We start from the raw sequence: 21,293 nt of genomic DNA on the forward strand, positions 1-21,293 counted from the left end.
ATCTCCTTCGATGCACGGGTTGCGGGGAGCGTTTCCCCGCCAACCCGGCATTGCAAGTCAAAATTCGGTCCGAGGGGCCCCGGCGGGGCCCCTGCCCTGGAAGGTCACTCGGCAGCGTCGGCCGCCGGCTCACCCTCGATCTGGGGCTGGTCAACACGCTGAAGTTCAACGTTGAGACCGAGAGACCGCATTTCCTTCACGAGAACGTTGAAGCTTTCCGGAATGCCCGCTTCGAAGGTGTCGTCCCCGCGCACGATGGCCTCATAGACCTTCGTACGACCGGCAACGTCATCCGACTTGACGGTGAGCATTTCCTGCAGCGTGTAGGCTGCACCGTAAGCTTCAAGCGCCCAGACCTCCATTTCCCCGAAGCGCTGGCCGCCAAACTGCGCCTTGCCACCCAGCGGCTGCTGGGTCACGAGCGAGTACGGGCCAATCGAACGGGCGTGGATCTTGTCGTCGACCAGGTGGTGGAGCTTCAGCATGTAGATGTAGCCCACGGTGACCTGGCGGTCGAACTCTTCCCCGGTACGGCCGTCGAACAGGGTCGACTGACCCGACGGCTTGTATCCGGCGATGTTCAGCGCATCGACGACATCCGGTTCGCGTGCACCGTCGAAGACGGGGGTTGCGATCGGAACGCCCTTCTTGAGCTGGTCAGCCAGACGAACGACGCTTTCATCGTCGAAGTCCTTGACGCTGTCGCCCTTCAGGTTGTCGCCGTAGATCTCGACGATCTTGCCGCGCAGCTGGTCCACTTCACCGGACTTCCTGTACTGCTCGTACAGTTCGCCGATGCGCTTGCCCATGCCACGGCAGGCCCAACCCAGGTGGGTCTCGAGGATCTGACCGACGTTCATGCGCGAAGGCACGCCGAGCGGGTTCAGAACGATGTCCACATGGGTACCGTCCTCGAGGAACGGCATGTCCTCGCAGGGGTTGATCTTGGAGACCACACCCTTGTTCCCGTGACGGCCGGCCATCTTGTCGCCCGGCTGGATCTTGCGCTTCACGGCGACGAAGACCTTGACCATCTTCATCACGCCGGGGGGCAGCTCGTCGCCGCGCTGCAGCTTCTCAACCTTGTCGATGAAACGCTGTTCCAGACGCTTGCGGCTGTCATCGTACTGGGCGCGCAGGGCCTCGATTTCCGACATGAACTTGTCGTCATCGATGGCGAACTGCCACCACTGGGACCGCGGGTATTCGTTCAGGAGATCACCATCGAGGGTGCTGTCCTTCTTGAAGCCCTTCGGTCCGCCGATGGCAACCTTGCCCAGCAGCATCTCGGCCAGACGGCCATAGACGTTGCGGTCGAGGATCGCCTGTTCGTCGTCCCGGTCCTTGGCGAGGCGTTCGATTTCCTCGCGCTCGATGGCCATCGCGCGCTCGTCCTTCTCCACACCATGACGGTTGAAGACGCGCACTTCCACGACGGTGCCGGCCACGCCGGGCGGCAGACGCAGGGAGGTGTCACGGACGTCGGAAGCCTTTTCACCGAAGATGGCGCGCAGAAGCTTTTCTTCCGGCGTCATCGGGCTTTCGCCCTTCGGAGTGATCTTGCCGACCAGGATGTCGCCCGGATGCACTTCGGCGCCGATGTAGACGATGCCGGCTTCATCCAGGTTCTTCAGCGCTTCTTCCGAAACGTTCGGAATGTCGCGGGTGATTTCTTCCGGACCAAGCTTCGTGTCACGGGCCATCACTTCGAATTCCTCGAGGTGGATGGAGGTGAACACGTCATCGGACACGATCCGCTCGGAGAGCAGGATGGAGTCTTCGAAGTTGTAGCCGTTCCAGGGCATGAACGCGACGAGCACGTTGCGGCCGAGAGCCAGATCGCCCAGCTCGGTGGACGGACCGTCGGCGATGATGTCGCCCTTGCCGATCACGTCGCCGACACGCACCAGCGGACGCTGGTTGATGCAGGTGTTCTGGTTGGAACGCTGGAACTTCATCAGACGGTAGATGTCGACGCCGGACTTGCCACCTTCGAGCTCTTCCGTCGCACGGATCACGATACGGGTCGCATCGACCTGGTCGACCACACCGCCACGACGGGCGGAGATGGCTGCACCGGAGTCGCGTGCCACGACGGCTTCCATGCCGGTCCCGACGAACGGAGCCTCGGCACGCACCAGCGGCACGGCCTGACGCATCATGTTCGAGCCCATCAGTGCGCGGTTGGCGTCATCGTTTTCCAGGAACGGAATGAGCGATGCGGCAACGGACACGAGCTGCTTCGGCGAAACGTCCATGAGATCCACCTTTTCAGACGGAACCATTTCGTTTTCACCAGCGTGACGGCAGGTGATCAGCTCGGTGGTGAACCGGCCATCGGCGTCATACTCGGCGTTCGACTGGGCGACGTAGTGCTTGGCCTCTTCCATGGCGGAGAGGTAGACCACATCGTTGGTCACGACGCCGTCCTTCACCTTGCGGTACGGACTTTCGATAAAGCCGTACTTGTTCACACGGGCGAAGGTCGCGAGCGAGTTGATCAGACCGATGTTCGGGCCTTCCGGCGTCTCGATCGGGCAGATACGACCATAGTGGGTCGGATGCACGTCGCGGACTTCGAAGCCGGCGCGTTCGCGGGTCAGACCGCCCGGGCCAAGGGCCGAAAGACGGCGCTTGTGGGTCACTTCGGACAGCGGGTTGGTCTGGTCCATGAACTGGGACAGCTGCGAGGAACCGAAGAACTCGCGCACGGCAGCTGCTGCCGGCTTGGCGTTGATCAGATCCTGCGGCATGACCGTGTCGATCTCGACGGAGCTCATGCGCTCCTTGATCGCGCGTTCCATGCGCAGCAGGCCGACGCGGTACTGGTTTTCCATCAGCTCGCCGACGGAGCGAACGCGACGGTTGCCCAGGTTGTCGATGTCGTCGATCTCGCCCTTGCCGTCACGCAGCTCGAGCAGGACCTTGATCACGGACAGGATGTCTTCCTTGCGCAGGGTGCGCACGGTGTCGGCGCATTCCAGGTCAAGGCGCATGTTCATCTTCACGCGGCCGACAGCAGACAGGTCGTAGCGCTCTTCGTCGAAGAAGAGCGAAGCGAACATGGCTTCGGCGGTGTCGATGGTGGGCGGCTCGCCCGGGCGCATCACGCGGTAGATGTCGAAGAGCGCGTCCTCACGGGACTCGTTCTTGTCGGCAGCCAGCGTGTTGCGGATGTAGGCACCGGTGTTGACGTGGTCGATGTCGAGGATCGCCAGATCGTGGTAGCCCATGTCCACCAGCTCTTCCAGCACCTTGCCGGTGATCTCGTCACCCGCTTCGGCATAGATCTCGCCGGTCTTCATGTTGACCACGTCTTCGGCCAGATACTGGCCGTGCAGGTCCTCGTCGGTGACCTTGAGCGCCGTGACACCCTTGTCTTCCAGCTGACGAATGGTGCGCGCGGTGATCTTGCGGCCGGATTCGATCACGACTTCGCCGGTGTCGGCGTCGATCATGTCGTAGGAGGCCTTGGCACCCTTCAGACGCTTGCCGTCGAACGGAATGCGCCAGGAGCCGTCCTTGTCGCGCTTGTATTCGATCTGGGTGTAGAACGTGTTGAGGATCTCTTCGGCATCAAGGCCGAGAGCCATCAGCAGGGACGTGACCGGGATCTTGCGGCGACGGTCGATACGGGCAAAGACGATGTCCTTGGCGTCGAACTCGATGTCCAGCCAGGAACCACGGTAAGGGATCACGCGGGCGGCGAACAGCAGCTTGCCGGACGAATGGGTCTTGCCCTTGTCATGGTCGAAGAACACGCCCGGAGAGCGGTGCATCTGGGACACGATGACGCGCTCGGTGCCGTTCACGATGAACGTCCCGTTTTCGGTCATGAAGGGCATGTCGCCCATGTAGACGTCCTGCTCCTTGATGTCCTTGACGGACTTGGCGCCGGTGTCTTCGTCGACATCGAACACGATGAGGCGCAGGGTCACCTTCAGCGGAGCCGCGAAGGTCATGCCACGCTGGCGGCACTCATCGACGTCATACTTGGGCTGTTCGAATTCGTAGGACACGAATTCCAGCAGGGAGGTCCCTGCGAAATCGGAAATCGGGAACACCGACTTAAAGACGGATTCCAGTCCTTCGTTGTGGCGACCGCCACCAGGCATTTCATCTACCTGGAGGAACTGGTCATAGGATGCCTTCTGAACCTCGATCAGGTTCGGCATCGCTGCCACATCGCGGATAGATCCGTAGTACTTGCGGACCTTTTTGCGACCGTTGAACGTTTGGGTCATTGTCGCTCCTCGTATCGGCCGGGTAACGGCTGTCCGTAACGCCCCTTATCCATTCGGGCTCTGCCCAGGCGCTTCGGAAAACCGTCTCCCAAGATCTGGCCACCCCTCGAGAGGTGGAAGATCGGTCTATGGGGTCTAGGGCTCACTGCTGACGCTGAGAACGGCAACAGTCCCTAGTGGGACGTAAACCCCGGAAACGGGAGAACCCGCCGGGGCAAGGGTGTGACCCCGGCCGGAGCCGGAGTCACGAAAAGAGGATAACCTCTTATTACTTCAGCTCGATCTTTGCGCCAGCTTCTTCGAGCTTCTTCTTCAGATCTTCAGCTTCAGCCTTGGAGACCTGCTCCTTGACGACCTTCGGTGCGCCTTCGACCAGTTCCTTGGCTTCCTTCAGACCCAGACCGGTGATCGCACGGACTTCCTTGATCACGTTGATCTTCTTGTCGCCAGCGTCAGCCAGGACGACGTCGAATTCGGTCTGCTCTTCAACAGCAGCGGCCGGAGCAGCAGCAGCAGCAGCGACAGCAACCGGAGCAGCGGCGGAAACGCCCCACTTTTCTTCCAGCAGCTTGGACAGCTCAGCAGCTTCCATGACGGTCAGGGCAGACAGTTCTTCAACGAGCTTTTCGAGATCGGCCATTTTCTTAGTACCTTAAGTTCGAACCAGTATTGGTTACAGAGACAGTGTAGTTTTGGGGGCGCCTTATGCGGCCTCGTCCTTCTTGGCATACGCGCCGAAGACGCGGGCAAGCTGCCCGGCCGGTGCGTTGACAACCTGGGCGATACGGGTCGCCGGGGTCTGGATCATGCCAACCAGCTTTGCACGCAGCTCGTCGAGCGACGGCATGGTAGCCAGAGACTTGACCCCTTCCGGGTTCAGGTTGGTCGTGCCCAGAGCACCGCCGAGGATGACAAGCTTGTCAGTCGTCTTGGCGAAGTCAGAGATCGCCTTCGGGGCTGCGACCGGATCGTCCGAATAGGCGATCAGCGTCGGGCCGGCGAAGAGATCACTGATGTGATCCAGGTCCGTGCCTTGAAGGGCAAGTTTCACAAGGCGGTTCTTGGCGACTTTAACAGAGCCACCGGCGTCACGAACGGCCGAACGAAGGGCCGTCATCTGTGCAACCGAAAGACCTGCATAGTGCGCGACCACAACGACGCTGGTACCTGCCAGCTCTTCGTTGAGGGCGGTCACGAACTCGTGCTTTTCCGCTCTTTCCACTTGCCTTCTCCATTTGGTGGCGTTGCCGCCACCGGGTTGCCTTTGCCGCGTTGACAGAGCGGTCCCGAACCCGGGAACGCTCGTCAGCACGACGCTCAGGGTCCTGTCCCCTCGCCTCGTGCCTGAAAGCAAGCACGCAGCAAGGCTTGGTTCGAACCTTGTTGTCCCTGGCGGGACGAAAAGGGTTCTCACCCATCTATGCAGGCCCAAATTGACTTAGACCGGTTTCCCGGCACCTGCAGTCTCGGACAGGGGATCCGGCGGCGAACCGCCGGACCATCCCCACCGGTTTGACCCGGCAGGGAATTCTTGAATGCGGCGAGAGGTCAGCCTCTCGCCGCGAAGGGATTACTCAGCCGACAGGCTGGCAACATCCACCTTCACGCCCGGGCCCATGGTGGAGCTCACGGCGATGCGCTTCAGGTAGGTGCCCTTGGAGCCGGACGGCTTGGCCTTCTGGACCGCATCGACCAGGGCCTTGATGTTTTCCTGCAGGGCTTCAGCAGCAAAGGAAACCTTGCCAACGCCTGCATGGATGATACCGGCCTTTTCGACGCGGAACTGAACGGCGCCACCCTTGGCATCGTTCACGGCGGTCTTGACGTCCGGGGTCACGGTGCCAACCTTCGGGTTCGGCATCAGGCCGCGCGGGCCGAGGACCTTACCGAGACGGCCGACGAGCGGCATCATGTCCGGGGTCGCGATGCAGCGATCGAAGTCGATCTTGCCGGACTGGACTTCGTTGACCAGCTCTTCGGCGCCGACGATGTCTGCACCGGCAGCCTTTGCTTCCTCGGCCTTGTCGCCACGAGCAAAGACAGCCACGCGGACGGTCTTGCCGGTGCCGTTCGGCAGGATGCAGACGCCACGGACCATCTGGTCGGCGTGACGCGGGTCAACACCCAGGTTCAGGGCAACTTCGACGGTTTCGTCGAACTTCGCGGTGCCGCGTTCCTTGATCATGCCGATTGCGTCGGACAGAGCATAGGTCTTGTTGCGGTCAATGCCCTCACGGGCGGCGCGGATACGCTTTCCAACCTTCGCCATGTTCTTACTCCGTGACCTCGAGGCCCATGGAACGGGCGGAACCTTCAACCATCAGCATTGCTGCTTCGATGTCGTTGGCGTTCAGATCCTTCATCTTGGCTTCGGCAATTTCCTTGACCTGGGCCTTGGTGACGGAACCGACGGTGCCACGACCCGGGGTCTTGGAACCGGACTTCAGACCAGCGGCCTTCTTCAGGAAGAAGGAAACCGGAGCGGTCTTGATCGCGAAGGTGAACGACTTGTCGGAGAAGTACGTGATCACCACCGGGCACGGAGCGCCCTTTTCGATGTCCTGCGTCTGGGCGTTGAACGCCTTGCAGAATTCCATGATGTTCAGGCCGCGCTGACCGAGAGCCGGACCGATGGGGGGCGACGGGGTCGCCGAACCGGCCGGAACTTGCAGCTTGATGTAGCCGTCAATTTTCTTCGCCATTTTCATCTCCAATAGCGTCGCCGCTTGACGCGGCTGTTGTCAGGAGTTGGTGGTCTGGCCTTCAAGGACACCCGGCGAAGAGTGCCCGTACCTTCCACCCACTTCTATCCGCCTGCCCTGCCCGCTCCGCCGGAAACCCTGCGCGGATCGAGGTGTCGGACATGCGTCGGCACCGCTCGTGAAACCACGACCGGCGCCTGCCGGATCAGACCTTGTCGACCTGACCGAATTCCAGTTCCACCGGGGTCGCACGACCGAAGATGGACACTGCCACCTTCAGGCGGGCCCGCTCGTCATCCACTTCCTCGACAATGCCGGAGAAGGAGGCAAACGGACCATCGGAGACCCGGACGTTCTCGCCAACCTCGAAGCTGACGGAGGGCTTCGGACGCTCGACGCCTTCCTGCACCTGGTGCAGAATGCGCATGGCTTCCTTTTCCGGGATCGGGGTCGGCTTGTTGTCCTGCCCCAAGAACCCGGTGACACGCGGCGTGTCCTTGATCAGGTGGAACGCCTCGTTGGTCATCTCCATCTTCACCAGGACGTAGCCCGGGAAGAACTTGCGCTCTGCGTCAACCTTGCGGCCGCGGCGCACTTCGACGACCTTTTCCATGGGAACGAGGATTTCCTCGAACAGATCGGTCAGACCGTTCTGCTCCGCCTTCTCGCGAATGGCTTCTGCAACCTTCTTCTCGAAATTGGAATAGGCATGCACGATGTACCAGCGCTTGGCCATGACCCTCTAATCCGTTCCGTATTGTTTCAGTCGACCGGCGGACAAGCCCGAAGGCTCAGCCGGCCACACCCAGGAGCAGCCCAACCCCCCAGCCCATCAGCTGATCGGCGAGCAGGAAGAAAAGGGATGCGACCACCACCATGATGAAGACCATCAGGGTCGTGATTGCGGTTTCGCGACGGGACGGCCAGACAACCTTGGCCACTTCGTTGCGAACCTGCTGAGCGAATGTAAAGGGATTGGTCTTGGCCATTCCGATTCCGGTCTGTTAAACACGAGTGGGCGCGCAGAAAACTCCGCGCGCCTCACCCGAGAAAGCTCTTTAAGCCCTCAGGAGCCAATGATCAAGAGCAAAATGGCAGGGGCAGCAGGGTTCGAACCCGCGACCTACGGTTTTGGAGACCGTCGCTCTACCAGCTGAGCTATACCCCTTCAAAAGGAACCCCAGGCATCAGATACCGGAGGCTCTGCTCTTGAACCCTCCCAGATCCTCCCCTTGCGAAGAGTTTCGAGGCGGTGTTTGACCGCCGGGCGACAAGCGCCCGGCAATCGAATTTCTCTCGCCGATCAGGCGATGATGGAGGCAACCACGCCGGCGCCGACGGTACGGCCACCTTCGCGGATAGCGAAGCGCAGGCCGTCTTCCATGGCGATCGGCACGATCAGCGTGACGACGACGGAGACGTTGTCGCCCGGCATCACCATCTCGGTGCCTTCCGGCAGTTCAACCACACCCGTCACGTCGGTCGTGCGGAAGTAGAACTGCGGACGGTAGTTGGTGAAGAACGGGGTGTGACGACCGCCTTCTTCCTTGGTGAGGATGTAAGCCTCAGCCTTGAACTTCGTGTGCGGGGTCACAGAACCCGGCTTGCAAAGAACCTGGCCACGCTCGACGTCTTCACGGGCAACGCCGCGAATCAGAGCGCCGATGTTATCACCAGCTTCGCCGCTATCCAGCAGCTTGCGGAACATTTCCACACCGGTGACAGTCGTCTTGCGGGTGTCCTTGATGCCGACGATCTCGACTTCTTCACCCACCTTCACGATGCCGCGTTCCACACGACCGGTCACCACGGTGCCACGGCCGGAGATGGAGAACACGTCTTCGATCGGCATCAGGAACGGCTGGTCGCGCGGACGTTCCGGGGTCGGAATGTACTCGTCGACGGCGTTCATCAGTTCGCGGATCGCGCCACGGCCGATGGCTTCGTCGCGGTTTTCCACGGCAGCCAGAGCAGAGCCCTTCACGATCGGAATGTCGTCGCCCGGGAATTCGTAGGAAGACAGAAGTTCGCGAACTTCCATTTCCACCAGTTCCAGCAGCTCTTCGTCGTCAACCTGGTCGACCTTGTTCAGGAACACGACCAGAGCCGGAACGCCAACCTGGCGAGCGAGCAGGATGTGTTCGCGGGTCTGCGGCATCGGGCCGTCAGCTGCGGAGCACACCAGGATCGCGCCGTCCATCTGGGCAGCACCGGTGATCATGTTCTTGACGTAGTCGGCGTGGCCCGGGCAGTCGACGTGTGCGTAGTGGCGGGCTGCGGTTTCATATTCCACGTGTGCGGTGGAGATGGTGATGCCGCGAGCGCGCTCTTCCGGAGCAGCGTCGATCTGGTCGTAGGCCTTGGCGGTTGCGCCGCCGACTTCAGCCAGGGTCATGGTGATTGCAGCGGTCAGCGTGGTCTTGCCATGGTCAACGTGGCCAATGGTGCCGATGTTGACGTGCGGCTTGTTACGCTCGAATTTTTCCTTTGCCATCGCGTCGCTCTCTGTCCAATACGCGTTTCAGTCGATAAAGGCTCGAGGCGGGACGCTTTCCGGCGATCGGGGTCCGATGACGACGAATCGCTTCCCGTGAATTCTTTTCGAGATTTGTCTGGCTTGGATCATCTTCCATGCCGAACACTTCAGTCAGCCCCAATGATGGAGCGGGTGAAGGGAATCGAACCCTCGTCATCAGCTTGGAAGGCTGCTGCTCTACCATTGAGCTACACCCGCGCAACAGCAACAAGAAGGGCGATGGTGGAGGAGGTTGGATTCGAACCAACGTAGGCTTAGCCAACGGATTTACAGTCCGTCCCCTTTAGCCACTCGGGCACTCCTCCATCTCGTCCTCTTCGCGCCGAAGCGGTCAGGATGGCTTAACCGAAGAGCCCGTCCGTTGGGGACGAGCAATCCCGTTGCGGCGTGTTATGCAGATGGGGCCTCTCGGTGTCAACGGCCATTTTCGGAAGAGCCGTCAAAAAGTTTGCAAAACCTCGAAAGCCACCCTTCCCGCCCTGCCGACAGCGCCCCGCTCGCCCGCTCCGAAATCGCAAATTCCTGCTGTTTTCCGTAACTTAACCCTCCGTCGCCTGCCTGTGGATTACCGCAAACCCGACGGCTTGTGGACAAATCACACCCTGTCAGATTGCACGGGGATCGCCGCCCGGTCGGATATCGCCTCAGTCTTCGGAAGAGGGAATCCGACCCGCACCAACCTGACCGCCTCTCCTGTCCTCTCCCTTTGAGCGCACCGGACGAAAGCACTCGCAGGTGCACCACGCGCCCGCCAGTTCCCCCGCGATTTCCATTGCACAGCCCCGGCCGCAGGATTAAACGGGGCTCATGACTGACACGCCCCAGAAACCCGGCGCCTACGCGCGCAAGAAGAAGCCCTTCGTGAAACCCGGTCCGCGCCGTCCCGGCCTGCCGCCGGAAGGGCCGGTCCTCCTTTATGGCCTCCACACCGTGGAAGCGGCCTTTGCCAACCGTGCCCGCAAGCGCATCAAGCTCTATGCGACGGAGAATGCGGTCAACCGTCTCCAGGAGCGGGGCGTGAAGATCGACGTGCCGGTGGAAATGAAGATGCCGCGCGAACTGGACCGCATGGTCACCAAGGACGCGGTACATCAGGGCATGATCCTGGAGGCCGATCCCCTCCCCGCCTATGGCTCCTTCGACCTGAAGGGCGCAAGGCTGGTTCTCGCACTCGACCAGGTGACCGACCCGCATAATGTCGGCGCGATCCTGCGTTCGGCGGTAGCTCTGGCGGTGGATGCGGTGGTCACCACCGAACGGCATGCGCCGGAAGAAGGCCCGGTCCTCGCCAAGTCCGCCAGCGGCGCCCTCGACATGATCCGCCATGTGCGGGTGAAGAACATGTCCCGCTTCATCGACGAAATGAAGGATCAGGGCTTCACGTGCATCGCGCTCGACAGCGATGGCCCCGCCACCCTGGAAGACACCGACTTCGGCGACCGGACGGTGCTGGTGCTCGGCTCCGAGGGCAAGGGCGTGCGTCAGGGCGTGCGGGAAGCCTGCGGCACCCTGGCGCGCCTCGACATGCCCGGCGAGATCCGTTCGCTCAACGTATCGAACGCCGCCGTGCTCTCTCTCTATGTCGCCCGCAAGAAGCTGGGCCTCTGATCGGACGCATCCGAAACCCTTCCCCTCACGGGATCCGCGCAAAGGTCAGCAGGGTCCCGTGAGGGTCATGAAGATAGAATTCCTTCATGTTCCACGGGCGAACGGCGAAGTCGCTCAGGCCCGGAACGGCCTTTTCCGAGAATTCCTCGAACAGCCCGTCGACACGCCCGCCGCGCAGATAGCAGCTGCTGGCCTCGCAGAGCTCCCTGCGGTCCGTCTTCCAGAAATGCAGCTCCATCTCCTGCCGGCGCAGGATCAGCCGCGTCTCGCTGCCATAGACAACCTCGAACCCGAGGCGGTCGCAGTAGAAGGCGCGCGTCTCGTCAAAGGACAGGGACGGCAGCACCGGCAGAACTTCGATTTCATCCGTCATGGAAGACCCCCACTCGTAAAAACGGCTGAGCGAAGACATTCCGCACAGCCGTCAAGCTCACCCAATTAGTGATGATCGCGCGACTTAATCGCCGACGACCGATTCAAATCCCTCGAACTGCGGCGGACCGGCATAGAGGCCCTTGCTCGTCCCGGCATTCTTGTGGGCATTGCGGAACTGCTCGGACTTGGTCCAGGCGATGAAATTGTCCTTGGTTTCCCAGATCGTGTGGGAGGCATAGAGAACGGTTTCGCCATTCTCGGCTTCCGGACCCTTCAGCAGGTGGAAGGTCTTGAACCCTTCCAGCTCGCTCAGCTGGCTGTCCCGATTGCGCCAGACCGCCTCGAAGGCCTCTTCCTGACCCTTGTTGACCCGAAACCTGTTCATCGCGACGAACATCGCATCCACTCCATGGCTTGTAGACCCCTTCCGTCCGGCCCGGCGGACATGGCCGCTGGCAAGCCCCTGCCTCAGGGCGCCGCCGGCACATACGGCCATCGCGCCGCCCCGGCCGGTCGAGGTCGTCATTTATGCTGAATCTAATACTCAAGTTAAAGCGGCGACGCAACCTCCCTCGGTCGGCAACCGACATGCCGGCCATCATTGCGGCACCGTCATTGGCGCAAGGTCATTGGTTCGAGGTCTCTGGGTCGGCGTCACTGGGTCGGCGTCACTGGGCTGGCATCATTGGGCCGGCTTGAGTGGGCTGACTTCACCGGGTCGTCGTCAGTGGCGGCCGTCAAAGGGTCGGCGCAACGGTACCCACCCTCCCATGCGGCACGGCTCATGACGCTAGTCCCTGCCTCTTCCTCTGGATAAACAGCAAGGACTTGCCCCGAAGCACGATTTCGGGCTGGCATCACGGAAACAATCTGCTAGAAGCACCACTCGGCGCCGGTATAGCTCAGCTGGTAGAGCACGTGATTTGTAATCTCGGGGTCGCGGGTTCGAATCCTGCTGCCGGCACCAGTCCCCCTTCTTTTTCCGATCTTTCATGACGCGTAGCTGCGCGCCTGCGCGGCCATCTGTGCGCTTTCCTACGCACCCGGGCTCACCCTGCGGCGTCAGGCGCTTGCCGCACCCGCGAGGGTTGCTTGTGCGCAGCCCCCTGAAACTCCTAACATTGCATGAATGACGCAGGCTTGGCACCGCGCCCATTAACCCTTTGGAAAGGATGATGGGGACGACGCCCCCGGTTTGCGTCTAAGGTTCCGGGCAGGGCAGCCTTCAGTTTTCTTGTTTCAGGTGCCGTTTTCATGACCCATGATTTTTATTCATTTGAAAAGACCGCGTCGGGCCGCGCCCGGCTTCTGTTTCACCCCGGCGCAAGCCACACACGCCCCCTGAGCCAGCGCATTGCCAAGCGAAGCCTCGATCTTGTCGGTGCGACGGCCGGGCTCGTTCTGCTCTCGCCGCTGCTGGCAGGCATTGCCATTGCCATCAAGGCGACAAGCCCGGGCCCGGTGCTCTTCCGCCAGGCCCGCCACGGGCTCGGCGGAGACACGTTCATCACCTACAAGTTCCGCTCCATGCACACCGACCGCTGCGACCAGTCGGGCGTGGCCCAGACCGTGGAGAACGATCCGCGCATCACGCCGCTCGGCCGCTTCCTGCGCCGCAGCAACTTCGACGAATTGCCGCAGCTTCTGAACATCCTGAAGGGGGACATGTCCCTCGTCGGGCCCCGGCCCCATGTGCCGGGCATGCGCGCAAACGGGGTGCCTTACGAGGAATTCGACCTGCGCTATCCCATGCGCCATCGCGTCAGGCCCGGCCTCACCGGACTGGCCCAGGTCAACGGATTTCGCGGCGAAACCCGTGATGCCCGCGCCGCGCGGGGCCGGCTGGAACTGGATCTCGAATACATCGAAACCCAGTCCCTCGCCCTGGATGTGAAGATCATCGCCCGCACTGTGGCTCAGGAATTCTTCCGCGCCAGCGGCTCCTGAGCGGATCGTCTCGCGGACGGCCGGTCAGGCTTCGGCGTGACCGGCCCGCTCGGCCCGGCTCTGGCGCACCACCTTGACCCCGAAGGCCGCAAGGAAGAACACCGTCAGCAACAGAATGGCGGTGGGAGCCGGGGCACTGTCCAGGAAGAAGCTGAGATAGACGCCGCCGGTGAGGGCCAGCACGGTCACAGCCACGGCCACGCCCATCATCGGCGCAAAGCGGCGCGTCACCAGGAAGGCAATGGCGCCGGGCCCGATCAGCAGCCCGACCGCGAGGATCAGGCCGACCGCCTTCAGCGTTCCCACGATCGTCAGCGACAGCACCGCCAGCAGTCCGTAGTGGAGAAGGCGCACCGGCAGACCCAGCGCCTGCGCCTGGGCCGGATCGAAGGCCTGCAGCAGCAGGTCCTTCCAGAACACCAGCAGAAGCCCGGTGACGACCAGCGAGATCAGCCCCGCGGTCAGCAGGTCATCGCTGCCCACCCCCAGCATGTTGCCGAAGAGAATGTGGTCGAGGTGCACGTTGGTGGAGATCTTGGTGTAGAGCACCAGCCCGAAGCCGAACATGCCCGAAAACACGACGCCCATCACCGTGTCCTGCTTCACCCGGCTGTTCTCCTTGAGGTAGCCGGTGGCGAGCGCGCAAACCATGCCCGCGGCAAAGGCCCCGATCATCAGGGGAATGTTGAGGATATAGGCAATCACCACCCCGGGCAGAACCGCGTGGGAAATCGCATCCCCCATCAGCGACCAGCCCTTGAGGACGAGGAAACAGGACAGGATGGCCGTGGGCGGCGCCAGCAGCAGGGCCACCAGAAAGGCGTTCTGCATGAAGGGAAACTGGAAGGGCAGCAGATACTCGTCCATCAGCGGATCTCCTCGCCCGGCAGGGCCAGCGCCTCGCCCCTGCGACGCCGCGACGCCAGGAGCCCGTGTTTCGGTGCCACCACGAAAACCACCAGGAAGACCAGCGTCTGCAGGGTGATGATCAGTCCGCCCGTCGCCCCGTCGAGGAAATAGGACAGATAGGCCCCGACGAAGCTGGTCATCGCGCCGATCAGCACGCTCAACAGCAGGAGCCGCTGGAACCGGTCGCACAGCAGATAGGCGGTCGCGCCTGGCGTCACCACCATGGCAATCACCAGAAACGCCCCCACGGTCTGGAGCGCGGCCACACAGCAGGCCGACAGCAGCACGAAAAAGAGGAACTTCAGCCGTCCGGGCTTCAAGCCGATGGAGCGGGCGTGATTCTCGTCGAAGAAGGCGACCATCAGGTCCTTCCACTTCAGCAGGAGGATCACCAGCGACACCAGACCGATGGCCACCAGCTGGAGCGTGTCCTCCGGGGTGATGGCCAGGATGTTGCCCAGAATGATCGTCTGCACGTCCACCTGCACCGGCGAGACGGAGACCATGAAAAGCCCGAGACCGAAGAAGCCGGTGAAGATCAGGCCGATCACCGTGTCTTCCTTCAGCCCCGTTCGCTGGTTGAGAAACAGCATGGCGCCCGCCGCCAGACCGCCGGAGAGAAAGGCGCCCAGCGCGAAGGGGAGGCCCAACATGTAGGCCCCCGCCACGCCGGGGACGATGGAGTGGCTGAGCGCGTCGCCGATCAGCGACCATCCCTTCAGCATCAGATAGGCAGAGAGGAACGCGCAAACCCCGCCCACCAGCGCGCTGACCAGAATGGCGCTGGTCATGTAGCCGTAGGAAAAGGGCTCCAGCAGGGTTGAGAGGAGAGGCATCATGACGCGGCTCCCTGCCCGCCGGTCGGGTCCTGCCCGGCCGCCGGTCCCTCGCCCCGCGCCGTCGTCGTGCGGGTTTCATCGGCATAGAGCACGAAGGGCCGCTCGTCGTCGGTGATGATCGTCACCTGACGCGCGTCATCATCATCATGCAGATCCGAGCCGCCGAGCACGAAGTGCCGCAGCACGCCGCCGAAGGCGCGTTCGAGATTGTCGCGCGTGAATATCTCGGGTGTCGGTCCATAGGCCAGAACCGTGCCCTTGACCAGAATGGTCTGGTCGCAGAACTCCGGCACGGACCCGAGATTATGAGTGGAGACGAGCATCACCTTGCCCTCGGCGCGCAATTCGCGCAGCAGCTCGATGATCGCCTCTTCCGTCTGCACGTCCACGCCGGTGAAGGGCTCGTCCAGCAGGATCACCTCGCCCTCCTGGGCAAGCGCGCGGGCCAGGAACACCCGCTTGCGCTGACCGCCGGAGAGTTCGCCGATCTGCCGTTTCGCGAAGGGCAGCATGTTGACGCGCTCGAGCGCCGTGCGCACCGCATCCCGGTCGCGCGCGGAGGGAATGCGCAGGAAACCCATGCGCCCGTAGCGCCCCATCATCACCACGTCTTCCACGAGAACGGGGAAGCTCCAGTCCACCTCTTCGGCCTGGGGCACATAGGCGACCGCCCCGGACTTCAGGGCCTTGGCGACCCCTTGGCCCAGGATCGACACCTCGCCGCCGCTGAGCGGCAGGAAGCCCATCAGCGCCTTGAACAGGGTCGACTTGCCCGCGCCATTGACGCCGACAAGGGCGGAGATGCTGCCGCGCGGCACGCTGAACGTGGCGTGGCGCAGGGCCGTCACCCCGTTGCGATAGGAAACGGTCATGTCCCGGGCCCAGACGCCGGCGCGGGAGGGATCTGCAGTCTGGAAATCGTCGTGGGTCGAATGCGTCACGAAATGCGTCCTTCGGGAGCCCCTGGCGCCCTTGCTGGAAAAGGCGCCGCCCCTCTCCGGACGACGCCCGAGAGAAATCTAGTTCGATGTGCCGGCGAGACCATGCACCACGGTGGAGGTGGTCGTTCGCAGCAGATCCAGATAGGTCGGCACGGGGCCATCCGGCGTCGACAGGCTGTCGACGAAGAGATCGCCGCCATAGCGGGCACCGGTCTCCCGCGCCACCTGCTTCGCCGGATCCGTGTTGACGGTGCTCTCGCAGAACACCGCCGGGATCTTGTTGGTCCGGACCGTGTCGATCACCTTCTTCACCTGTTGCGGCGTGCCGGTCTGGTCAGCGTTGATCGGCCAGAGGTAGAGTTCCTTCAGCCCCAGATCCCGCGCCAGATAGGAAAACGCGCCCTCGCAGGAAACGAGCCAGCGCTGATCCTCCGGGATCTCCCGGACCATGGCCGCCAGCGGCTCGAGCGCGGACCGGATCTCGGCCCGATAGGCCTCCGCATTGGCGCGATAGGTCTCGGCATTTTCCGGATCATGCGCGACCAGCGCCCTCTCGATGTTGTCGACATAGATCAGCGCATTGGTGGGCGACATCCAGGCATGGGGGTTAGGCTTGCCTTCATAGCTCCCCTCCCCGATGGCGATGGGCTCCACACCGTCGGACAGCACCACGGAGGGCAATCCGCCGAGATTGGAGAGGAACTGCTCGAACCAGAGCTCCAGGTTCATGCCGTTCCACACCACCAGATCCGCATCATGGGCGCGAAGAAGATCGCGCGGCGTGGGCTCGTAGCGGTGGATCTCCGCACCCGGCCGGGTGATGCTTTCCACCTCGGCCGCGTCACCCGCCACCCGCCGCACCATGTCTGCGATCACCGTGAAGGTGGTCACCACCTTGAACTCGGCCGCCTGCACCGGGGTCACAGCCACCGCCCCCAGCCACAGCCCTCCGGCCAGAGCCGAGCCCGCAAGGGAGCGGGCCATCAGGGGCAGGCGACGGCAGAGCTTGGACAAGGCACGCGGGGCGCAAGACATGACATCACTTTCTGCAAGACACTGGAACGGAAACGGGCGGAAGAGCCGATCCGAAGGGGGAGAACAGGCACAGGGGCACGGAGGTCCTGCGCCTGAAATGATAATGCGAATGATTTGCAACAAGTCAAATGCAATCTCGCGACGGGGTCCATGACAGGATGACCGCCCGGTTTCGCAAGGCCCATTCAGCCCCGATTAACGGCTGAACGCTAGGCTTTCCTTTCAAGATGGCGGGCAAGGCCCGGTCTTTTGCCGAGGGAGGTTCCCCATGCCCGTGTCATTGCGCCGCTTCTCCGGCCCGGCCGCAGTCACGGCGCCCGCGTGCCGCAAGCCGCGGATCACCGCACTTGCCCGTCGCGCCCGACGCGCGCTCTCCTTTGTCGGGCTGACGGTCCTTCTGAGTCTTCCACCTGCCCTTGCCGTGGCCCAGACGGCTGAGCCTCTGCCGCCCCTGCCGGGCGTCGCGCCGGGTCTCGGCAAGGACGGGCTCGCGATCATCGACAGCGACGCCCATCCCTGGGCCTCCATCGGCCGGGTCAACCGGGCGGGATACCGCAGCACCTCCATGTGCACCGGCACCCTGATCCGCCCGGATGTGGTCCTCACCGCCGCCCACTGCCTCTTCGACCGGGTGACCGGCACCCCCTTCCGGCCGGAAGACGTGGTGTTCCTGGCCGGCGTGCGTCGGGAAGACTATTCCGCCCGCCTGCAGGCCGCCTGTTTCCGCGTCGACCCGGATTACGACCCCAAGGCCACGCCTCAGCTCCAGACCCTCTATTCCGACGTGGCCCTGATCATTCTGGACCGTCCCTCCGACCTGCCCCTGGTCGATCAGGTTTCTCCGCTGGATACCGCCCTGCCGGAGCGCGACGCGACGCTCGTCTCCGTCGGCTATCACAAGGACCGACGCTTCCTGCCCACGGCCGATCCTGCCTGCCACGTGATCGGCGCGGTGGAAGGCAGCTGGGTCACGGATTGCCAGACCAAGCAGGGCGCATCGGGCGGACCGGTCTTCCTGCGCGACAGGGGCGAGCTGAAGATCGCCGCCATCATGTCGGCGACTGCCGGCGAAAAGGCTTCCGTCGTGGTGCCCCACACCCGCTGGCAGCCGCTTCTGGCCACCGCCAGCTGCGACGCCTTCGCCCCCGTCCCGCTCTCCGACACAGTGCCCTTTGAGGGAGTACCCGGCGAGGGCGATCATGCTCCCGACCCGGGGGCCGCTCCCCTGAGGCCAGCCCTCGACTGAGGCTCACCCGTCAAAATAGCCGTGGCCAATCAGGGCACCGTCCTGTTAAGTATCCCGAGACCCGACGGGTCACGGCACGCAACACTCGACGCAGGCAGACATGCAGGACCTGATGGACGCACCGCTGGACACGCTCTCTCCGCGGAGCCTGGAGCACATCGGTTTCGTGGCGAGCGGCACGCCGGAGGCCAACGCCGCGCTCGAAGAGCTCACCGGCGTCTATGGCAACGTTCCCCTCACCGAAGCGGATGTGATCGTGGCCCTGGGCGGCGACGGCCTCATGCTGCAGACGCTCCACGCCTACATGGGCTCCGGCACGCCGATCTACGGCATGAACCGGGGCTCCGTCGGCTTCCTCATGAACGAATACAAGGTGGAAGGCCTGCGCGAGCGTCTCGCCACGGCCGAGGTGACAACCATTCACCCCCTGGGCATGGAGGTGGTGGACCAGACCGGCCATATCCACCACGCCAAGGCGATCAACGAGGTTTCGCTCCTGCGCCAGACCTCCCAGGCGGCCCGCCTGCGCATTTCCGTCGACCGCCGGGTGCGGCTGGAGGAGCTGATCTGCGACGGCTGTCTTGTGGCGACGCCGGCCGGCAGCACCGCCTACAACCTCTCCGCCCACGGGCCAATCCTGCCCCTGCAGGCTCCGCTGCTGGCGCTCACCCCCATCAGCCCCTTCCGTCCCCGCCGCTGGCGCGGTGCCCTTCTGCCCAACCGGGCAAAGGTCGACATCGACGTGCTGGAGCCGCGCAAGCGCCCGGTCAGCGCCTCGGCCGACCACGCGGAGATCCGCAACGTCGCCCGTGTGTCCCTGTGGGAAGAAAGCAGCATCGACGGGCTGATCATGTTCGATGGCGACCACGGCTGGGACGAGCGCATCCTCACCGAAATGTTCCGCTACTGATCCTCCCGCGACAAGATATCGCTAAAATTTTCGAGGCCCTTGTCATCGGTGCGTGAGGGAATCAACGTATAATCGGAAAAGCATTTTTTCCTGCGCGCGAAAGCGCAGGGCCCGAGGAATGAAACGGAACGAGAATGACCAGCGCTGACAAACCGTCCGAAGACGTCGAGTACATCACGCCACCGGATGAATGGCGCAAGAAGGTGCGTGTCATGAGCAAGCGCGAGGCCGCAAAATTCGATCCGGTCAAGGCGGCCGAGCAGGCCATTGCCCGGCTGGCCAAGAACTTTCCCAACTGGATGGAAACAGAGGCGCGCGCGCTGGTCGAACAGCATGACGTCATCCGCCGGGACGGCCTGAACGCCGACACCCTCGATCCGCTCTATCAGGCCGCCCACAACATCAAGGGCCAAGCCCAGACCCTCGGCTATCCGCTGATCGGTGAAGTGGCCGGCAGCCTCTGCACGCTCATTGAATGCGTGCCCTCGGTGGACAAGATCCCCCCGGCTCTTCTGGCCCGCCACGTGGAATCCATCCGCGCAATGGTTCTGGAAAATGCCCGGGACGAAAACAACCAGACCGGTGCCGAGCTTCTGGCCACCCTGCGCTCCGTGACGGCAGACGTCATCGCCCCCTATGCCGCGGCACGGGAAGACGACGAGGCCTCCTCCTTCTAGGATCTGTTTTCAGACGGCGCGCCGGGCCGGATCCTGGCCCGTGTCGCGGCTGTTCTAGGCCGCGCTCGCCGCAGCGATCTGGCCGCGAACGGCCTGACGCAGATAGGCCCGCGCCTCCGCCCGCGACACGTCGAGGGCAAAGCTGCGCAGGAAGCCCAGAATATCGCCGTTTTCGCCCAGCGCCTCGTCCTGCAACTCGCTGGTCAGGGTTTCGGTCAGCTCGCGCGCCTGACGCAGCGCCAGATCCGAGGCCGGCGTCCCGCCGAGATCCTTCAGCGCCCAGAGCGCCAACTGGAAGGTCTGATGCGCCCGCACCGGAACCCCGGCCTTGCGCAGCAGGGCGCGCAGCTGGGCACCGCCCTCGCCGCCCAGAACCCGCTCGACCCGCTCGACCGGCAGATCCGTCAGCCGGGAAAGCATGCGCGTGACAAGCCGCATGCGGCCGCAGCACAGGGCCCGCAGCAGAAGCCGGGTGGTCAGACGGCCGTTCCTGCGCAGATGCTCGATGAGGGACTCTAGATCGCTGTCGCTTGCCGCCTCCGCCACCTGCAGGGCAACCCGGTCGGAAGTTTCTTCCTCCACACCGGCGGGAAGACGGGACACCAGCCCGTCGCCCTTGGTCTCATCCGCCGGCGACAGGCATCCGGCAACCTGCTCCAGCAGGCGCAGCACGAGAAGATCATAGCGATGGGTGACGGTCAGGTCGCCACGAGCCAGAAGCCGCTCGCGCACGCTCGAGACGCCGCCGAAGCGGCTCGCAAGACGGCGCAGGGTGCCGGGGACCAGCCGCGCGCCCGCATTGTCGAGCAGCGCCGCGCAGGCCTCCGGTCCGGCAATCTCCGCGATGGCAGCCGACAGGGCCGGTGACAGCTCGGCGCGCGACGCAATGGCCACCTGCCGCTCGGTGCTGTCCTCTCCCAGCGCGACGATCAGATCGCCGTCGCCCAGCAGCGGCGACTGGCGCAGCAGCGGCAGGGCAGCCTCGTCCTCGGCCTGAAGCAGGCCGAAGAGCACCGCCCTCGGGGTCCTGTCGCTGGCGGCAAAGGTCTCGCCGAGCCCCTGACGCACGGCAGCGCAAGGATCATCCAGCAACACGATCAGCGCAGCCCGCACTTCTTCCCGCTGGGCAGCGTCCAGCGGAGACTGGAGCCACACACGCGCCAGAACCCGCGCGGAGTCTGCCCTCGGGCCGTCTTCGGCGGTCTGCAACCAGGTCAGGTATTGCGGAATAAGCATGGCGAGGCGACATCAATCCTTGTTCTTGAAACAAGGGTGACATCAAACCCTTAACGTTCAGTTCACCATAAATTTCACGAGGGGATCG

The 21,293-nt window shown here is 63.3% G+C and carries 20 protein-coding genes and 4 tRNA genes; 6 read left to right on the forward strand and 18 right to left on the reverse strand.

What is annotated here, in order from left to right; translation table 11 throughout:
• Window positions 1-104 precede the first annotated feature (104 nt).
• The 11 genes from rpoB to FR728_RS09135 all read right to left on the reverse strand — a co-directional run bounded on the left by rpoB (window position 105) and on the right by FR728_RS09135 (window position 9,787).
• Window positions 105-4,244: a DNA-directed RNA polymerase subunit beta gene (gene rpoB, locus FR728_RS09085; protein WP_149892387.1), complete on the reverse strand. Its 4,140-nt coding sequence runs from the start codon at window positions 4,242-4,244 to the stop codon at window positions 105-107.
• A 268-nt stretch (window positions 4,245-4,512) separates the two neighbouring features.
• Window positions 4,513-4,884 carry a 50S ribosomal protein L7/L12 gene (rplL, locus tag FR728_RS09090; RefSeq protein ID WP_149892388.1) on the reverse strand — a complete coding sequence of 124 codons (372 nt, stop codon included), beginning with the start codon at window positions 4,882-4,884 and terminating at the stop codon, window positions 4,513-4,515.
• Window positions 4,885-4,947: 63 nt separating this feature from the next.
• Window positions 4,948-5,466 carry a 50S ribosomal protein L10 gene (rplJ, locus tag FR728_RS09095; protein WP_149892389.1) on the reverse strand — a complete coding sequence of 173 codons (519 nt, stop codon included), beginning with the start codon at window positions 5,464-5,466 and terminating at the stop codon, window positions 4,948-4,950.
• Window positions 5,467-5,814: 348 nt separating this feature from the next.
• Window positions 5,815-6,513, reverse strand: coding sequence for a 50S ribosomal protein L1 (gene rplA / locus FR728_RS09100; protein WP_149892390.1), 699 nt, complete (start codon window positions 6,511-6,513; stop codon window positions 5,815-5,817).
• 4 nt (window positions 6,514-6,517) lie between these two features.
• The gene (gene rplK, locus FR728_RS09105; RefSeq protein ID WP_073011943.1) at window positions 6,518-6,946 is read right to left on the reverse strand and encodes a 50S ribosomal protein L11; all 429 of its coding nucleotides are present in this window, start codon (window positions 6,944-6,946) and stop codon (window positions 6,518-6,520) included.
• Between the two features lie 205 nt (window positions 6,947-7,151).
• Window positions 7,152-7,682 carry a transcription termination/antitermination protein NusG gene (gene nusG / locus FR728_RS09110; RefSeq protein ID WP_149892391.1) on the reverse strand — a complete coding sequence of 177 codons (531 nt, stop codon included), beginning with the start codon at window positions 7,680-7,682 and terminating at the stop codon, window positions 7,152-7,154.
• A 55-nt stretch (window positions 7,683-7,737) separates the two neighbouring features.
• Window positions 7,738-7,935: a preprotein translocase subunit SecE gene (gene secE, locus FR728_RS09115; RefSeq protein ID WP_149892392.1), complete on the reverse strand. Its 198-nt coding sequence runs from the start codon at window positions 7,933-7,935 to the stop codon at window positions 7,738-7,740.
• 103 nt (window positions 7,936-8,038) lie between these two features.
• Window positions 8,039-8,114, reverse strand: a tRNA-Trp gene (locus FR728_RS09120).
• Window positions 8,115-8,249: 135 nt separating this feature from the next.
• Window positions 8,250-9,440, reverse strand: coding sequence for an elongation factor Tu (gene tuf / locus FR728_RS09125; protein ID WP_149892382.1), 1,191 nt, complete (start codon window positions 9,438-9,440; stop codon window positions 8,250-8,252).
• A gap of 166 nt (window positions 9,441-9,606) precedes the next feature.
• Window positions 9,607-9,680, reverse strand: a tRNA-Gly gene (locus FR728_RS09130).
• 22 nt (window positions 9,681-9,702) lie between these two features.
• Window positions 9,703-9,787, reverse strand: a tRNA-Tyr gene (locus tag FR728_RS09135).
• Between the two features lie 502 nt (window positions 9,788-10,289).
• On the opposite strand from FR728_RS09135, the gene FR728_RS09140 reads away from it, so the two are divergent.
• A complete protein-coding gene (locus FR728_RS09140; protein ID WP_149892393.1) occupies window positions 10,290-11,090 on the forward strand; it encodes a TrmH family RNA methyltransferase in 801 nt (266 codons plus the stop codon).
• Window positions 11,091-11,115: 25 nt separating this feature from the next.
• Here FR728_RS09140 and FR728_RS09145 read toward each other — a convergent pair whose 3' ends face one another.
• Window positions 11,116-11,463, reverse strand: a complete 348-nt coding sequence (locus FR728_RS09145) for a VOC family protein (protein WP_149892394.1) — start codon at window positions 11,461-11,463, stop codon at window positions 11,116-11,118.
• Between the two features lie 84 nt (window positions 11,464-11,547).
• Window positions 11,548-11,862, reverse strand: coding sequence for a heme-degrading protein HmuQ (gene hmuQ / locus FR728_RS09150; RefSeq protein WP_149893058.1), 315 nt, complete (start codon window positions 11,860-11,862; stop codon window positions 11,548-11,550).
• Window positions 11,863-12,356: 494 nt separating this feature from the next.
• Between hmuQ and FR728_RS09155 the strand changes: the two genes are divergently transcribed.
• Together FR728_RS09155 and FR728_RS09160 are read left to right on the forward strand one after the other, a co-directional pair.
• Window positions 12,357-12,432, forward strand: a tRNA-Thr gene (locus FR728_RS09155).
• Window positions 12,433-12,719: 287 nt separating this feature from the next.
• Window positions 12,720-13,412, forward strand: a complete 693-nt coding sequence (locus FR728_RS09160; protein ID WP_149892395.1) for a sugar transferase — start codon at window positions 12,720-12,722, stop codon at window positions 13,410-13,412.
• Window positions 13,413-13,436: 24 nt separating this feature from the next.
• Here FR728_RS09160 and FR728_RS09165 read toward each other — a convergent pair whose 3' ends face one another.
• From FR728_RS09165 to FR728_RS09180, 4 genes are all read right to left on the reverse strand, one after another.
• The gene (locus FR728_RS09165) at window positions 13,437-14,279 is read right to left on the reverse strand and encodes a metal ABC transporter permease (RefSeq protein ID WP_149892396.1); all 843 of its coding nucleotides are present in this window, start codon (window positions 14,277-14,279) and stop codon (window positions 13,437-13,439) included.
• The gene (locus FR728_RS09170; protein WP_280115337.1) at window positions 14,279-15,160 is read right to left on the reverse strand and encodes a metal ABC transporter permease; all 882 of its coding nucleotides are present in this window, start codon (window positions 15,158-15,160) and stop codon (window positions 14,279-14,281) included. The genes FR728_RS09165 and FR728_RS09170 overlap by 1 nt, the downstream gene beginning before the upstream one ends.
• Window positions 15,157-16,032, reverse strand: a complete 876-nt coding sequence (locus FR728_RS09175; RefSeq protein WP_149893060.1) for a manganese/iron ABC transporter ATP-binding protein — start codon at window positions 16,030-16,032, stop codon at window positions 15,157-15,159. Before FR728_RS09175 ends, FR728_RS09170 begins: the two co-directional genes overlap by 4 nt.
• A 147-nt stretch (window positions 16,033-16,179) precedes the next feature.
• Window positions 16,180-17,085, reverse strand: a complete 906-nt coding sequence (locus FR728_RS09180; RefSeq protein ID WP_149893061.1) for a metal ABC transporter substrate-binding protein — start codon at window positions 17,083-17,085, stop codon at window positions 16,180-16,182.
• Between the two features lie 319 nt (window positions 17,086-17,404).
• Here FR728_RS09180 and FR728_RS09185 point away from each other — a divergent pair, with 319 nt between their 5' ends.
• The 3 genes from FR728_RS09185 (at window position 17,405) to FR728_RS09195 (ending at window position 19,969) form a co-directional block, all read left to right on the forward strand.
• Window positions 17,405-18,382: a trypsin-like serine peptidase gene (locus FR728_RS09185; RefSeq protein ID WP_149892397.1), complete on the forward strand. Its 978-nt coding sequence runs from the start codon at window positions 17,405-17,407 to the stop codon at window positions 18,380-18,382.
• 100 nt (window positions 18,383-18,482) lie between these two features.
• Window positions 18,483-19,292: an NAD kinase gene (locus tag FR728_RS09190; RefSeq protein WP_244304511.1), complete on the forward strand. Its 810-nt coding sequence runs from the start codon at window positions 18,483-18,485 to the stop codon at window positions 19,290-19,292.
• Window positions 19,293-19,426: 134 nt separating this feature from the next.
• Window positions 19,427-19,969 carry an Hpt domain-containing protein gene (locus FR728_RS09195; RefSeq protein ID WP_149892398.1) on the forward strand — a complete coding sequence of 181 codons (543 nt, stop codon included), beginning with the start codon at window positions 19,427-19,429 and terminating at the stop codon, window positions 19,967-19,969.
• A 54-nt stretch (window positions 19,970-20,023) separates the two neighbouring features.
• On the opposite strand, the gene FR728_RS09200 is transcribed toward FR728_RS09195, so the two are convergent.
• On the reverse strand, window positions 20,024-21,205 hold the full coding sequence (locus tag FR728_RS09200; protein WP_149892399.1) for a DUF2336 domain-containing protein: 1,182 nt from the start codon (window positions 21,203-21,205) through the stop codon (window positions 20,024-20,026).
• Between the last annotated feature and the right edge of the window lie 88 nt (window positions 21,206-21,293).

This window comes from Roseibium aestuarii (assembly GCF_008477545.1).
GTDB lineage: Bacteria > Pseudomonadota > Alphaproteobacteria > Rhizobiales > Stappiaceae > Roseibium > Roseibium aestuarii.